This is a genomic window from Clostridium chauvoei, from assembly GCF_002327185.1.
GTDB lineage: Bacteria > Bacillota > Clostridia > Clostridiales > Clostridiaceae > Clostridium > Clostridium chauvoei.
Genome location: NZ_CP018624.1, coordinates 1,381,403 through 1,396,957 on the forward strand (window position 1 = coordinate 1,381,403; position 15,555 = coordinate 1,396,957).

General features: G+C 29.4%; 15 protein-coding genes, 1 pseudogene and 1 riboswitch. All 16 genes and pseudogenes read right to left on the reverse strand.

The features are described from left to right. Nucleotides 1-24 precede the first annotated feature (24 nt). Nucleotides 25-1,224: a bifunctional phosphopantothenoylcysteine decarboxylase/phosphopantothenate--cysteine ligase CoaBC gene (coaBC, locus tag BTM21_RS06505; protein WP_372450487.1), complete on the reverse strand. Its 1,200-nt coding sequence runs from the start codon at nucleotides 1,222-1,224 to the stop codon at nucleotides 25-27. After that, nucleotides 1,224-1,442, reverse strand: a complete 219-nt coding sequence (rpoZ, locus tag BTM21_RS06510) for a DNA-directed RNA polymerase subunit omega (RefSeq protein WP_079481311.1) — start codon at nucleotides 1,440-1,442, stop codon at nucleotides 1,224-1,226. Before rpoZ ends, coaBC begins: the two co-directional genes overlap by 1 nt. After that, nucleotides 1,423-2,064 carry a guanylate kinase gene (gene gmk / locus BTM21_RS06515; protein ID WP_096145381.1) on the reverse strand — a complete coding sequence of 214 codons (642 nt, stop codon included), beginning with the start codon at nucleotides 2,062-2,064 and terminating at the stop codon, nucleotides 1,423-1,425. The genes rpoZ and gmk overlap by 20 nt, the downstream gene beginning before the upstream one ends. Beyond that, nucleotides 2,064-2,333 carry an extracellular matrix/biofilm regulator RemA gene (remA, locus tag BTM21_RS06520; protein WP_008678315.1) on the reverse strand — a complete coding sequence of 90 codons (270 nt, stop codon included), beginning with the start codon at nucleotides 2,331-2,333 and terminating at the stop codon, nucleotides 2,064-2,066. Before remA ends, gmk begins: the two co-directional genes overlap by 1 nt. 14 nt (nucleotides 2,334-2,347) lie before the next feature. Continuing rightward, nucleotides 2,348-3,229 (reverse strand): YicC/YloC family endoribonuclease, encoded by an 882-nt coding sequence (locus tag BTM21_RS06525; RefSeq protein ID WP_079481310.1) that lies wholly within the window; start codon nucleotides 3,227-3,229, stop codon nucleotides 2,348-2,350. Between the two features lie 224 nt (nucleotides 3,230-3,453). Further along, the gene (locus BTM21_RS06530) at nucleotides 3,454-4,797 is read right to left on the reverse strand and encodes an NCS2 family permease (RefSeq protein ID WP_372450488.1); all 1,344 of its coding nucleotides are present in this window, start codon (nucleotides 4,795-4,797) and stop codon (nucleotides 3,454-3,456) included. Nucleotides 4,798-4,925: 128 nt separating this feature from the next. Continuing rightward, nucleotides 4,926-5,027, reverse strand: a riboswitch (purine riboswitch). 73 nt (nucleotides 5,028-5,100) lie between these two features. Beyond that, nucleotides 5,101-6,071, reverse strand: a pseudogene (locus tag BTM21_RS06535) (asparaginase). 211 nt (nucleotides 6,072-6,282) lie between these two features. Then, nucleotides 6,283-6,687: a PBECR3 domain-containing polyvalent protein gene (locus BTM21_RS06540; RefSeq protein ID WP_021875506.1), complete on the reverse strand. Its 405-nt coding sequence runs from the start codon at nucleotides 6,685-6,687 to the stop codon at nucleotides 6,283-6,285. 170 nt (nucleotides 6,688-6,857) lie between these two features. Beyond that, entirely contained in the window at nucleotides 6,858-8,336 is a 1,479-nt protein-coding gene (gene spoIVA, locus BTM21_RS06545; protein ID WP_021875505.1) for a stage IV sporulation protein A, read from the reverse strand. Between the two features lie 211 nt (nucleotides 8,337-8,547). Next, nucleotides 8,548-9,546 carry an NAD(P)H-dependent glycerol-3-phosphate dehydrogenase gene (locus tag BTM21_RS06550; RefSeq protein ID WP_079481308.1) on the reverse strand — a complete coding sequence of 333 codons (999 nt, stop codon included), beginning with the start codon at nucleotides 9,544-9,546 and terminating at the stop codon, nucleotides 8,548-8,550. Nucleotides 9,547-9,548: 2 nt separating this feature from the next. Further along, a complete protein-coding gene (der, locus tag BTM21_RS06555) occupies nucleotides 9,549-10,865 on the reverse strand; it encodes a ribosome biogenesis GTPase Der (RefSeq protein ID WP_021875503.1) in 1,317 nt (438 codons plus the stop codon). Next, nucleotides 10,866-12,203 (reverse strand): DUF512 domain-containing protein, encoded by a 1,338-nt coding sequence (locus BTM21_RS06560; RefSeq protein WP_079481307.1) that lies wholly within the window; start codon nucleotides 12,201-12,203, stop codon nucleotides 10,866-10,868. 143 nt (nucleotides 12,204-12,346) lie between these two features. After that, nucleotides 12,347-13,003, reverse strand: coding sequence for a phosphate signaling complex protein PhoU (gene phoU / locus BTM21_RS06565; RefSeq protein ID WP_079481306.1), 657 nt, complete (start codon nucleotides 13,001-13,003; stop codon nucleotides 12,347-12,349). Nucleotides 13,004-13,034: 31 nt separating this feature from the next. Beyond that, nucleotides 13,035-13,799: a phosphate ABC transporter ATP-binding protein PstB gene (pstB, locus tag BTM21_RS06570; protein ID WP_021875500.1), complete on the reverse strand. Its 765-nt coding sequence runs from the start codon at nucleotides 13,797-13,799 to the stop codon at nucleotides 13,035-13,037. A gap of 18 nt (nucleotides 13,800-13,817) precedes the next feature. Then, the gene (gene pstA, locus BTM21_RS06575) at nucleotides 13,818-14,642 is read right to left on the reverse strand and encodes a phosphate ABC transporter permease PstA (protein ID WP_021875499.1); all 825 of its coding nucleotides are present in this window, start codon (nucleotides 14,640-14,642) and stop codon (nucleotides 13,818-13,820) included. Nucleotides 14,643-14,644: 2 nt separating this feature from the next. Further along, nucleotides 14,645-15,535, reverse strand: a complete 891-nt coding sequence (gene pstC, locus BTM21_RS06580; protein WP_021875498.1) for a phosphate ABC transporter permease subunit PstC — start codon at nucleotides 15,533-15,535, stop codon at nucleotides 14,645-14,647. Nucleotides 15,536-15,555 lie beyond the last annotated feature (20 nt).

Genomic DNA, 15,555 nt, shown 5'->3' on the forward strand with positions numbered 1-15,555 from the left:
TACTTATAGAAGAAGAAAGCGCAATTAGCGCTTTCCCAAAATAGTTTCAAAAATATTTGATGCTACTTCTCTCTTACTCATTTTATCTAAATGAATTTCTTTACCTGACTTTGATATTATAATAACCTTATTATCTTCACTTCCAAAGCCAGTTTCTGAACTTGTAATATCATTTGCTACTATAAAATCTAAATTCTTCTTAGAAAGCTTTCTTTTCGCATTTTCTATTACATCATTACTTTCAGCTGCAAATCCAACTAATACTTGATTAATCTTTTGCCCTCCAAGTAATTGCAGAATATCATTATCTCTAGTAAAACTTAAAGTTAAGTCGCCATCACCTTTTTTAATCTTCTTATTGCTATATTCTTTTATTTTATAATCTGCAACAGCTGCAGATTTTATAACAATATCACTATTATGAAAATGTTCTAATATAGCATTCTTCATCTCTTCATTAGTATCAATATTTATCATACTAATGCCCTTTGGTGGCTCTAAAGATGTAGGTCCAGAAACTAATATAACTTCTGCTCCTCTATCTCTTGCTTCTTTAGCTATTTCGTACCCCATTTTACCAGTTGATCTATTTGTTATATATCTTACTGGATCTATATGTGATCTAGTTGGACCTGCACTAATAAGTACTTTTTTCCCAAGTAAATCTTGTTTTTTATCTTGTAATTCAAGTTCTTTTAAAACTACCTCTACAATTTTATTAACATCTGCAAGTTTTCCTTTTCCTGTATCACCACAAGCAAGTCTTCCTGATGCCGGTTCTATAAATTCGTAGCCATAATCTTTTAGTTTCTTTATATTACCTTGTACTATAGGATTTTCATACATATTTGTATTCATTGCTGGCGCAAATATAACTTTAGCTTTTGTTGCCATAATGGTAGTTGATAACATATCATCTGCTATCCCATTTGAAACTTTACCAATAATATTTGCTGTAGCTGGTGCGACTAAAAATAAATCTGCTTTTTTAGCTAGTGATATATGCTGAATTTCCCAAGCCTTTGGTTCTGAAAACATATCTGTAACAACCATATTTTGACTAAGTGATTGAAAAGATAATGGAGTTACAAACTCAGTTGCAGAAGATGTCATAATAACATTTACTTCTATATCTTTTTTTCTAAGAGCACTTATAATATCAAGTGCCTTATAAACAGCTATTCCTCCACTTATACCTATGCATACACACTTTTTTTTCATAATTATTTATTGCCTTCCTCTAGTCTTTCATATCCAACAGCACCATCATTAACTTCATTTATTGCTATAGTTAATGGTTTATGTGATTTTGTCTTTATAAGTGGTTCTCTACCCTCTATTAATTGTCTTGCTCTTTTTGAAGTCACTATTACTAGTGAATATCTATCGTCTACCTTTTGTAATAAGTCCATTATTGATGGATTAATCATAGAGTTGTTCATGAATTAAACCCTCCTTAGAATCTAACATTGTATTATCTTTTATTCTATCAACTCGGCATTTTTCTGCGGCTATAATTCCTTCTACTTTTGAAACCGCTAAATCTAAAGTATCATTAACTACTGCATAATTATATTTTGAAACATAATTTATTTCTTTATATGCAGATTTAAATCTTCTCATTAATGATTCTTCAGTTTCACTTCCTCTTTTTATAATTCTTTGTTTTAATTCTTCCATTGATGGAGGAAGGATAAATATAAATACTCCCTCACTAAAGTTTTCTTTAACCTTTAGTGCACCTTGAATATCTATTTCTAATATAACATCTTTGCCTTCTTCAAGCATTTTTTCTACATTTGATTTTGGCGTACCATAACAGTTGCCATAAACTTCAGCGTATTCTAGGAAATCATCCTTTTCTACTCTGTCTAAAAATTCGTTTCTACTTAAGAAATAATAATTTACACCATCAATTTCCCCTTCTCTTGGATCTCTTGTAGTTGCTGATACTGAAAGATATAAATTATCATTTTGGTTAAGTAGTTCTTTACAAATAGTCCCTTTACCAGCTCCTGATGGACCTGAAATAACAATTAATATTCCTCTATTTGTACTGTGCATTATTCATCAACCTCATCTACAGCTTCATCTTTTGCTACTAATCTATGTGCTACTGTTTCTGGTTGAACTGCTGATAATATAACATGATCACTATCTGTTATTATAACTGCTCTAGTTCTTCTACCATATGTAGCATCTATTAGCATACCTCTATCTCTTGCTTCTTGAATTATTCTTTTTATAGGTGCTGATTCTGGACTTACTATAGCAACTAATCTATTTGCTGAAACTATGTTTCCAAATCCAATGTTAATTAACTTAATTCCCATGGCTTTCCTCCTAATTATTCAATATTTTGTCCTTGTTCTCTAATCTTTTCGATTAAATTCTTTATGTTAATGACTAAATTAGTCATGTCCATATCACTAGATTTTGAAGCTATTGTATTTGCCTCTCTGTTCATTTCTTGAATTATAAAATCAAGCTTTCTACCTATTGTTCCTTTTTCTTCAAAAGTTTTTCTCATTTGATTTAAATGACTATAAAGTCTTGTTATCTCTTCATCTACACAAGCTTTATCAGAAAATATTGCAATTTCTTGTGCTATTCTACTTTCATCTATTTCAAACCCTTGTGTCAACTCTTTTAATCTATTTTCTAATTTTTTCTTATAAGCTTTTGGAACTGTTTCTGATATTTTTTCTATTTCTTTAACTAAAGACTCTATCTCTTGTAGTTTATTTAATATATCTTCTTTTAATTTTTCACCTTCAATAATTCTCATTTTCTCCATCATTAAAAGTGATTCTTTTATAAGAGGCTTTATAGTTTCAGCAATTTCTTCAATGGAATCTTCCTCTTCAACTATTGTTATTACATCTTGAAATCTTGCAACTTGACTTATTGTAATATCATTTTTTATGCCTAAAGTATTTTCTATTTCCTTTAAGCAATTCAGGTAACTTTCTGCTAATTTCATATTTACTTTAGCTACCCCATCACCCTTTGAATAGCTTTTTTGATTTATAAAAATATCTACTTTTCCTCTTGAAAGTGTTTCGCTAACTAATTTTCTTATTTCTTCTTCTAAAGCAATTATACTTTTAGGCATTCTTACATTTATATCTAAATATCTACTATTTACACTTTTCATTTCTATAGAAAATAAATGTTTACTACCTTCTTCACTACTTGCTCTACCGAAGCTAGTCATACTTTTAACCATATCTTCCTCCAAGGTTTTACTTTTTTCTTTTTATCTCATAAATTATATATTAATTAAAATATATATCTAAGTCAATATTTTGTTCACAAATTGTTAACATTTAATTTTATTAATTTATAAATCAAAAAGAAGTAGACTAAGGAAATCTACTTCTTTTCTTTATAGGGATTTACGAATATGAAAGAGTTAGTCTTTCAATATAATCTATATTAAATTTATATAAATTATCCAAGGAATACTATCTTTAAAATAAAGATTATTGCTAATGAAATCATTACCCATGATACTCTAGCCTTTTCTTCTTTATTTGCAAAGAATGTATTATATATTAAATTAATTATTACATATGATAATATACCAACTGTTAAGCCATCTCCAATGCTATAAGTTAAAGCCATTGTTATTATTGTTAAAAAGGCTGGCACTCCTTCAGTTATATTATCTAATTCTATATTTTTAACAGCTCCAAGCATTAAATATCCTACATATATTAAGGCTGGTGCTGTAGCACAAGCTGGAATTGATATAAATATCGGTGAAAAGAACATTGCAACTAAGAATAATAATCCTGTAGTTATTGCTGTATAACCTGTTCTACCACCTGCTGCAACCCCTGTTGAGCTTTCAACATAAGTTGTAACAGTTGAAACTCCCATTGCAGCTCCCACTGTAGTTGAAACTGCATCTACTAATAAAGCTCTTCCTACATTTGGAACATTACCTTTTTCATCTAACATATTAGCTCTTGATGCAACTCCTACTAAAGTTCCTACTGTATCAAAAAAGTCCACAAATAAGAATGTACATACTACAGCTATAAATGTTCCTATTGTTTCTTTATTTGTAATAAAACTAAAATCTAGTTTTCCAGCTATAGGAGCAATACTTTCAAACTTAAATATACCTTCTGGTAAATATATACCAAGATTTGCTGCTACTTCTCCATTTATAAGAGCAAATCCCCAAGCAAGTAATGTACTTGTTAAAATTCCAAATAAAATTGAACCTTTAACTTGTTTTTTATCTAAAACAGCAATTATTATAACTCCAACTAAAGCTATAACTACTGCTGGCGTAAACTCTCCCATAGCAACTAATGTTGCATCATCTTTGATTACAAGTCCACATCCAACTAAACCTATAAATGCTATAAACACTCCTATACCAGCTGTAACTGCATGTTTCATATTTATTGGAATAGCATTTACTACAGCTTCTCTAACTTTAAATAATGATAGTAATATAAAGATAATACCTTCAAAAAAAACTGCTGTTAGTGCCATTTCCCAGGAAATTCCTTTTCCTAGTACAACAGAAAATGCAAAAAATGCATTAAGCCCCATTCCTGATGCTAAAGCAAAAGGTAAGTTTGCAAATAAGCCCATTAAGATACATCCTAAAGCTGCTGTTAAACAAGTCGCTGTAACTAGAGCTCCTGCTGGCATTCCTGTAGCTGATAAAATATTAGGATTAACCGCAATTATATAAGCCATAGTTAAAAATGTAGTTATACCTGCAACAATTTCTTTTTTAAAATTCACATTTTTGTTAGTTAAAATCGGTATCATTTTCTCTTTTAGTGATAAATTTTTCATAATAGCCCTCCTAAAAAATTTATAAAAAAACCGCAATGAGTTATCTTGTTCTTAAATAAAATAACTCATTGCGGTTTTGCGAAATATCAATTTTAAATAATAGAATTAATATTCGCACTCATAGTCAAGATATTTACGGTATCCTGGTAGAAACTTATGACCCTTATTGTCATATTTATATGAGTTATCTCTTTTACGAATATTATTATATATAACATACTTCATTTTGTCAACCGATACGTATAAATTTTTATAATTTAATATTAATGTTCGATTTTATTCAAAGTGTTGTTTAATTTCGAAGCTTTTTAAGTTTGCAGATATAGCTAATATAAGTTTTATTCTAGCCTTTTGTCCTGGTAAAGTATCGCCAAATATAACACCTAAATCCTTAAGCATCTTTCCTCCACCTTCATATCCATAAGACTCAAAAACTCTACCTTCAAAACATCTAGAAACTATAATAACAGGAACATTATTATTTATAGCTCTCTTTATACCCGGAACCATATTAGGTGGTACATTTCCTCTACCTAATGCTTCTATAACTATTCCTTTACTTCCTTTCTCTATTGCAAAGTCTATATAATCAGAATTCATTCCTGCTACGCATTTTATAAGGGCTACATCTCCTATAATTTCTTTAATCTTATATGTACAAACTTTTTTAGTTTTTCTATAAAATATAACATTATTATTATCTATAATTCCAATAGGACCAAAATTGGGTGTCTGAAATGCATTTAAAGCCATAGAATTAGCTTTAGTAACTTCTGACGCTGAGTTTAATTCTCCATTAAAACAAACTAAAACCCCTCGTCCTTTTGATTCTTCTGATATAGCAGTACAAATAGATGCTGCTAAATTAAATGGACCATCATACCCTAATTCTGAACTACTTCTCATAGCTCCTGTAATTACTACTGGTTTTTCTGTATCTAATGTTAAATCTAAAAGGTATGCTGTTTCTTCTAAAGTATCTGTTCCATGAGTTATTACAACACCATCACAATCTTTTCTTTCCACTAGTTTTTTATAAATTTACTAAGTTCAAGCATATTTTCTACAGACATATGTGGCGACGGCATACTAGAAAAACTATATGATTCTATTTCAGCAAAATCTTCTATCCCTGTTACCATAGACATTATTTCTTCACCTGTTAAACTAGGAACTGCTGCTTTTATTCTTTCATCAACTTTCATGGAAATAGTTCCACCATTAAAAACTACTACTATTTTTTTCATAATTCCTCCTAAATATAAACTTTACTAAAACTAATATAAATAAAATAAAAACTCTTGGTTTCCCAAAAGTTTCTATTGATTACAGGCAGGGCGGCGTATCCTGCATCTCTGTTTACTGCAAGCAGCGTATGAGGAGCCATTTCTCACCTCAATAATCTTATTATCTTAAAACAATATCTCCATTATACATTTACAATTTAAACATTTCAACTCATTTAAATGCTTTCCACTTAATAAGCTTTCCACTATATAATCTACTATCTATTTTAGCTTCTGTAATTGGATACATAGTTAATACTTGAATATAATCATTATTATTATCAATTTCTATACCAACTAAAATATTTCTATCTACCTTTTTAATAAGTTCAACTAAAATTTCTTCTTCTGTTGATTTATATATACCAACATAATCAGGCTCTTCAATTATATTTTTCATTATCTCAATTACATTTTCTCTAACTTTTTTACTTAAATGTCTCCCATGCCTTTTTCTAATATGCTTAAGCACCCCTGGCGAAGCATAAATATTTCCAGTATATTTAAGCCCCAAAGATTCAGCCATTATTTGTTTAAAGTATCCAACTCTCTTATAGGTACAAAATCTTTTTTCCATAAATACCCCTCAATTCTGCATACTGAACATAAGCAACAAATTTAAATACTCTTCTAATCACAGTATATTCAACTTAATAGATTAAATTGACTCTTTTGTACTTTTATTTTAACATAAAAATAAACTGTACCAAATATATTGATACAGTTTATTATATTGTTTGATTTATATTAAAGTATAATACAAATCAAACCGCCATTTCCTTCATTTATAATCTTTTGAAGAGTTTTTTGTATTTTAACTTGTACATCTTCAGGCATTTTATATAGTTTATTTTGTAAGCCTTCTTTAACTAAAACCTCTAAAGACTTACCAAACATATTACTTTGCCATAATGATGATGGATCTTTATCAAATTGTTCCATTAATGATTTTACTAATTCTTCACTTTCTTTTTCTGATCCCATAATAGGGCTTATTTCAGTTTTTATATTTGCTTTTATAAAGTGTAATGAAGGTGCTGATGCCTTAAGTTTAACACCAAACTTTGTTCCTTGCTTAACCATTTCAGGTTCTTCAAATTTCATTTCTGATAATTGTGGTGCTACTAATCCATATCCAGTTTCTCTAACATCAATTAATGCATCCTTAACTTTATCATATTCCTTCTTTGCAAAATTAAGTTCTTTTATTAAAGATAATAAATCACTTTCTGATTCAACATCTAAATCACAAATTTCACTTAGAATTTTATAGAATATTCCATCCTTTGGTTTCATCATTAATCTAGCTGTACCTTCACCTAAACTAACCTCAGTAATTTCAGTTGCGCCTAAGTACTCTTCATCTTTTAATAAACTTAAAGTTTGCTTTATGTCTCTAACTCTAAATATGTTTTCGCACATCTCCTTAACTATGTTAAAGAAATCCTTTTTAAGCCAATGATCTGATTCTAATTTTTCTACCCATGTTGGCATATCTATATTGATTTCCTTCATTGGGAATTCTCTAAGTACATGTTTTAAAACTTCTTCTATATCATCTTCATTCATATTTGCAATGTCCATTGTTTGAACGGTTACGTTATATTTTTCTTCTAACTCCTTCTTTAACTGTCTAGTTTCTGGAGCATTTACATTCTTTGTATTAAGTACAACAATAAATGGCTTATTAATTGATTTTAACTCTTCAATTACTCTTTCTTCTGCTTCTAAGTACTCATCTCTTTCAATGCCTGTAATACTACCATCTGTAGTTACTACTAATCCTATAGTTGAATGGTCTGTTATAACTTTTCTTGTACCTATTTCTGCTGCATCTTCAAAAGGTATTTCGTAGTCATACCATGGTGTATTAACCATTTTAGCTTCTTCACCATCCATATATCCTACTGCTCCCTTTACAATATATCCAACGCAGTCTACCATCCTTACTTTGAATTTTATGTCTTCATCTATTGTTATTTCTACTGCTTCATTTGGTACAAATTTAGGTTCTGTTGTGTGTATACTTTTTCCTGATCCACTTTGAGGCAGTTCGTCCTTTGCCCTCTCCTTTTTATAAGTATTATCAATCTTTGGTATTACCATAAGGTCCATAAATTTTTTGATAAATGTTGATTTACCTGTCCTAACTGGTCCCACAACACCTACATAGATGTCTCCTTGTGTTCTTTCAGCTATATCCTTGTATATATTAAAGCTGTCCACGTTATACCCTCCTAATTATTATTAACAGTATATATATATTCTTGTTTTAAAAAAAGTATACAACTTTCTAAATAAATTTATTAAATTTTTAGCAAGGCATATATTTCTTTTATAGTAGAATTCTATTAATAAATAATTAGAAATATACCTATTTATATAAATTATATATTCTGTAAAAAAAGACATCAGAAATTAATCTGATGTCTTTTAATTAATAATATATTTCGTCTTTTTTTGATCTACTCATAAGATCTTTAACTGATTCTTTTGGATTTTTACCTTCAAATAAAACTTTATAAGAAATATCTGTTATAGGCATCTCAACTCCAAGCTTCTCTTTTAATTCATAAAAGGCTTTACATGCTTTAATACCTTCAACTATCATACCTACTTCTTTTATAGCTTCATCTGGTGTCTTTCCTGAACCTATTAAAAATCCAGCTTTTCTATTTCTTGAATGTAAACTAGTACAAGTAACAATTAAGTCTCCCATTCCTGTAAGACCTAAAAATGTTTCTGGTTTTCCACCTAGCTTTATTCCTATTCTAACAATCTCAGCCATACCTCTTGTCATTAAAGCTGCTTTTGAATTATCTCCATAACCTATACCATCACAAACACCTGCTGCTAAGGCTATAATATTTTTTACAGCTCCGCCTATTTCAACTCCTACTAAATCATTATTTGTATAAACTCTAAAGTTTGGAGTTATAAATAAATCTTGAACTTCTGTAGCTTTTTTCATATCAGTTGATGAAACTACAACAGTCGTTGGAATATTAAAGGAAACTTCTTCTGCATGACTAGGTCCTGATAAAATAACTACAGGATTTTCTGGCAATTCTTCCTTTATAACTTCTGAAAGCCTTAAATTAGTTCCTTGTTCAATCCCCTTAGCTATACTTATAACTGTAACATCTTTGGAAATCTTTCCCTTTAAATCTTGTGAAATATTTCTTATTACATGAGATGGTATAGCTAAAACTACAAACTCTGAATCCTTTAAAGCTTCGTCTATATTAGTATAGGCTGTGACATTCTTAGGTATTTGTAAGTCTTTAATATACTTATCATTTCTTCTATTACAGTTAATATCATTAACTACAAATTCATCTCTATCGTATATCTTTATTTCATTTCCTTTGTTTGCAAGTAACATTGCTAAGGAAGTACCAAAACTACCTCCTCCTAAAAAAGTCACTTTTTTCATGATTATTCTTTCCTTTCTCTATACTCTATTTGTATTCCTGTACCACTAAAATCAAAACTATCTCTTAATTGGTTTTCAAGATATCTTTGGTATGAGAAGTGTGATGCACTTGAATCATTAACAAAGAAAATAAACTTTGGCGGTTTTGTTGCAACTTGAGTTGCATAGTATATTTTCATTCTCTTTAATCCAACAATTGGTGGTTCCTTCATAAGTACAGCTTTATTTATAACGTCATTTAATACACCTGTTTGAATTCTCTTACAGTAATTATCATAACATTCCTTAGCTATTTGTAGTACCTTATGAGTTCTTTGACCAGTTTTTGCTGATATAAATAAGTACTTAGCATATTTTAAGAATTTAAGCTTCATTGCAAGATCTTCTTTATATTTTTGCATTGTCTTATCATCTTTTTCTATAAGATCCCACTTATTAACTATAACCATTATAGCTTTGTTCATTTCATGAGCAAAACCTACTATTTTTTCATCTTGTTCTGTTACACCTTCTGTAGCATCTATCATTAAAATACAAACATCTGCTCTTTCTATTGCTGCATATGTTCTAATTACAGAATATCTTTCTATTTCTTCTTTAACTTTACTTTTTCTTCTAAGTCCAGCTGTATCTATAAGTGTAAACTTTCCTTCTGCTGTTTCTAAACTACTATCTATAGCATCTCTTGTAGTACCAGCTACTTCTGATACTATAAGTCTTTCTTCTCCAAGTAATCTATTTATTAATGATGACTTTCCTACGTTTGGTTTTCCCATCATAGCTATTCTTACAATATCATCCTCTTCTTCGTCAGCATCAAATCTATCAAAATGCTCTACAACTCTGTCTAACATATCTCCAAGACCTAATCCTTGTGATGCTGATATAGTAATTGGATCACCAATTCCTAAATTATAAAATTCCCAAGCATTATCTTCTTCTCTTAAAGAATCTACTTTATTTACAACTAAAACTACTGGTTTTTTACTTTTTCTTAGCATATTAGCTACTTCATGGTCTGCAGGCGTTAACCCTTCTTTACCATCAACGATAAACACTATAACGTCTGCTGTTTCTATAGCTATATTAGCTTGCCTTCTCATTTGTTTTACAATGATATCTTCTCTTTCTGGTTCTATACCCCCTGTATCTATCATTGTGAAATTATAATTAAGCCATTCTGCTTGAGCATAAACTCTATCTCTAGTTACTCCTGGAGTATCTTGAACTATTGATATTCTTTGTCCTGCTAATCTATTAAATAATGTTGATTTACCTACATTTGGTCTCCCAACTATAGCAACTATTGGTTTACCCATTTATATCTCCTCCTTACAGTATTCATTTATTATGTCAATAAGGTCATCTCCTGTATAATCACAAACTATAACCTTAATACCTAATGCTTCTTCTAAATCTTTTATCTTTGTATCATCTAACATGATTCTTTCATTTTGTGGCCCAAGTTCGTATCCTTTTCTAAACATATTATCAGGCATAATTAAATACTTACTTTTTATTTTTCCCTTTAATTGTTCTATTATATCCGTACCTGTTAAAAGACCAGCAACTGTTATTGTCTCTCCAAAAAAGTTATTTATAATTTTATAAACATCAATTTCTATATTATTATTTTTATCTTTTATTTTATTAGCTGCACTTAAAATTTCATTATAAGCTAAAGCTCCTGTTACTATTGAAAAGCTACCTTTAATATCTTTATCTAAAAATTCAAGATCTCTATTTATAGCTTCTCTAAAATATCTTACTATACCAACACCGTCTTCTAATTGTTGATAACCAGAATAAAATTCTTCATTTGGCATATCCATACCTGCAACTAAATAAAATTCGTCAGATAGTCTTACAAAAGGAGCTCCAGTTTCTTCAATAAACTTCTTTTGAAGCTCTTTAACCATTAATATTTCTTGTTTTGATGTTTCTTTGTTAAATATATCAACCTTTGCTAAACCTTCTCTATACTTTGTTATTCCTATAGGAACTACAGCAACATTTTTAACAAAAGGTGATAATTCATAAAGATCAGAAATAGTTTTCTTTAGTTCTTCTCCATTATTAACATTTGGAATACAAACTATTTGTGCATGCATTTCTATTTCTGCATCTCTTAATTTTTTAAGTCTATCCAGTATAGAGCCTGCAAATCTATTTTTAAGCATTTTAACTCTTAATTCCGGATTAGTTGTATGTACTGATATGTTTATAGGACTTATTTTATATCTAATAATTCTATCTATGTCTTCATCCTTCATATTAGTTAATGTTACAAAATTACCTTGAAGAAATGATAATCTTGAATCATCATCTTTAAAATATAGTGTATCTCTCATACCCTTAGGCAATTGGTCTATAAAACAAAACATGCATTTATTTGTGCAACTTTTTGCTTTATCCATTATTCCGCCACCAAATTCTAAGCCTAAATCTTCACCATATTCTTTCTCTATTTCATAAGCCCAAACTTCACCATCTGGTTTTTCTATCTCTAAAACTATTTCTTCATCTACTACTAAAAACTTATAGTCTATTATATCTTCAATTGGAGTATCATTAATAGATAATAACACATCATTAACTTCTATACCAACTTCTTCAGCAATACTACCTTCATCTACTTTTGTAATTAAGTTTTTCATCTTTTTCACCTCAATGCAAACATACTGTCTTTATGTTATATTACATTAATAATATTGTATAGTCAACAAGAGAGGCTTATTAAAGCCTCTCTAAATTAATTAAAAAATAACTTTTTGTCGATTTATGCTTGTTTTTATAAGCATTATTCATTTAAATCTACATAATTACCTTTTTGAGAGAATATTATCCATTCGCATACATTAGTAACATGATCTCCTATTCGCTCTATATACTTTGATGCAAAAAGTATTTGGGTTCCTTGGTTTATAATTGTTTCATCTTTGCTCATTCTCTTTAAAATTATTTTAAACATACCTTGGTATATTTCATCTACTTTATCATCCATATTACAAATTTCATAAGCTGCTTGAACATCTCCATCTACAAAAGCTTCAATTGACGCTTTTATCATTTCTATAACTATATCTCCCATTTCCCATACTGGAGATATTTCTTCTATTAGATTTTCTTCTTTTACTCTTTGAACTATTTTACTAATATCTACTGCATGATCTGCCATTCTTTCTAAGTCTGTAACTATTTTTGATGTTGTATATATTTTTCTTAAGTCTCTAGCAAGTGGCGATTCTGTAGCCATAAACTTTATACATTTTTCTTCAATATGCTTTTGAAGGTCATCTACTTTATCATCATTTTTAATTATTTTCTTAGCTAATTCAATATCTCTATTTTTAAAAGCTCTAATACTATCGTGAATTTGTTTTTCTACTAAACTTGCCATCTCTATTAAATCGTTATTTAATACATTAACCTTATTGCTTAGTAGTCCTCTCATCATACATATCACCTCATAACCTTTTAATTATATTTTAACCAAATCTTCCAGTAATATAATCCTCTGTTCTTTTATCTTTAGGTTTATAGAATATGTCTTCTGTATTTCCATATTCAATAACTTCTCCACTTAGGAAAAATGCTGTTTTATCTGCTATTCTACCTGCTTGTTGCATATTATGAGTTACAATTATAACTGTGTATTTTTCTTTTAACTCATCCATTAATTCTTCCATTTTATTTGTTGAAATAGGATCTAAAGCTGATGTTGGTTCATCCATTAATATTATTTCTGGTGATACAGCAATAGTTCTTGCTATACATAATCTTTGTTGTTGCCCACCTGACAATCCAAGCGCACTCTTTTTAAGTCTATCTTTAACTTCATCCCACAAAGCTGCTCCCTTTAAGCTTTTTTCTACTATTTCATCTAAAGTCTTTTTATCTTTTACACCATGTAGTCGTGGACCATATGCTATATTATCATAAATTGACATAGGAAATGGATTAGGCTTTTGAAATACCATCCCAACTTTTGTTCTTAAAGCAATTATATCTGCATCTTTATAGATATCCTCTCCATCTACTAAAACTTCACCTTCTACTGTAACTCCTTCAATTAAATCATTCATTCTATTAAGGGTTCTTAAAAATGTAGATTTTCCACATCCTGATGGTCCTATAAACGCTGTTACTTTGTTTTCTTCAATATCTAAATTTATCTTTTTTAATGCTTGATTCTCTCCATAAAATAAATCTAAGTTTCTAACTCTTATTTTAGGTAAACTATCCTTTGACATTTTTTCACCTCTATAATCCTAATAATTTGCCTTATTAAATTTCTTTATAATTAACTTTGCAATGGTATTTAATAATAATATTATTAAAACTAATACAATACCAACTGCAGCGGCTTCTTCTATATTTCCAGCTTCCTTTGTTGCAAGATAAGATTGAACTGTAAGAGTTCTTGCACTAGACATTATACCTCGGGGCATTTTAGCAACTGTTCCTGCTGTTAAAAGTATTGCTGCTGATTCTCCAACCACACGACCTATAGAAAGTATTACACCTGCTAATATACCTGGTACTGCACTTGGTACAATAACTTTATATAAAGTTTGAAATTTTGTTGCTCCAAGTCCTAATGAAGCCTCTCTATAAGAGTCTGGAACAGATTTTAATGATTCTTCTGTTGTACGTATTATAACTGGTAATATTATTATTGATACTGTTAATGCACCTGCTAAAATAGAATATCCAAGTTTTAAAGTAACAACAAAGAATATAGCTCCAAATAGTCCATAAACTATTGAAGGAATTCCAGCTAAACTTTCAGTTGAAAATCTTATTATCCTAACTATTTTACCTTGTTTTGCATACTCTCTTAGATATATAGCTGCAAGAATACCTATAGGAGTTGCAATACCAACTGCTAATATAACTGTATATAAAGTAGCAACTATCATAGGGAGTATCCCACCATTACCTGATGCTGAATAATTTGAAGTTAAAAAATTTATATTTATTAATTTATAACCTTTTAAAAATATAAATCCTAATATAAATATTAATGATATTAATGTTATCCCTGCTGAAATCCATAAAAGTATTTTTAATATATTTTCTTTTAATTTCCTCATACCTACATACCTTCCTTACTAGAAAGTTTACTTAATACTAAATTTAGTATTAAAATAAATAAAAATAAAATTACTCCAGTTGCAAATAACATTTCTTGATGAGTTCCAAAAGCATATCCCATCTCTAAGGCTATATTAGTAGTTAAAGGTCTTACACTTTCTGTTAAACCTTTTGGAATAATTGGCGAATTACCTGCAACTAATATTATTGCCATTGTTTCTCCTATAGCTCTACCAACTCCTAAAACTATTGCTGCTAATATTCCTGATTTAGCTGCTGGAAGTACAACCTTAAAGATTGTTTCTATTTGAGATGCACCAAGGGCTAAAGATCCTTCTTTATAAGCTTTAGGAACTGCTCTTATTGCAGTTTCTGCTACTGTAATTATTGTTGGTAACATCATTATTGATAAAACTAATACTACAGCTAAAAGACTTTGCCCCTTTGGTAAGTTAAAAGTTTCTTTTATCCAAGGAACCACAATGGCAAGGCCAAAAACTCCGTATAATACTGATGGTATTCCTGCTAATAACTCAACTGAAGATGAAATTATTTTCCCAATTCTTTTAGGTGCTATTTCTGCAATAAATACCGCTGTTAATATTCCTACCGGTACTCCTATTATTAGTGATCCTAAAGTACCAAATATAGAAGCTAATATCATTGGTAAAATTCCAAACTTATCTAATGATGGAACCCATTCAGTTCCAAATATGAATCCTCCAACAGAATATCCTTTACTTACAAATGGAGTTAGTCCTTTATAAAATACAAATCCGATTATCAGTAATAAACTTATTACTGCAATAAGAGCGCTTCCTAAAAATACACCATGAGATATTTTTTCCATTAAATATTTACTTTTATTATTTCTTTCCTTAGCACTTTCCATACCAAGAACCTCCTAGAAAA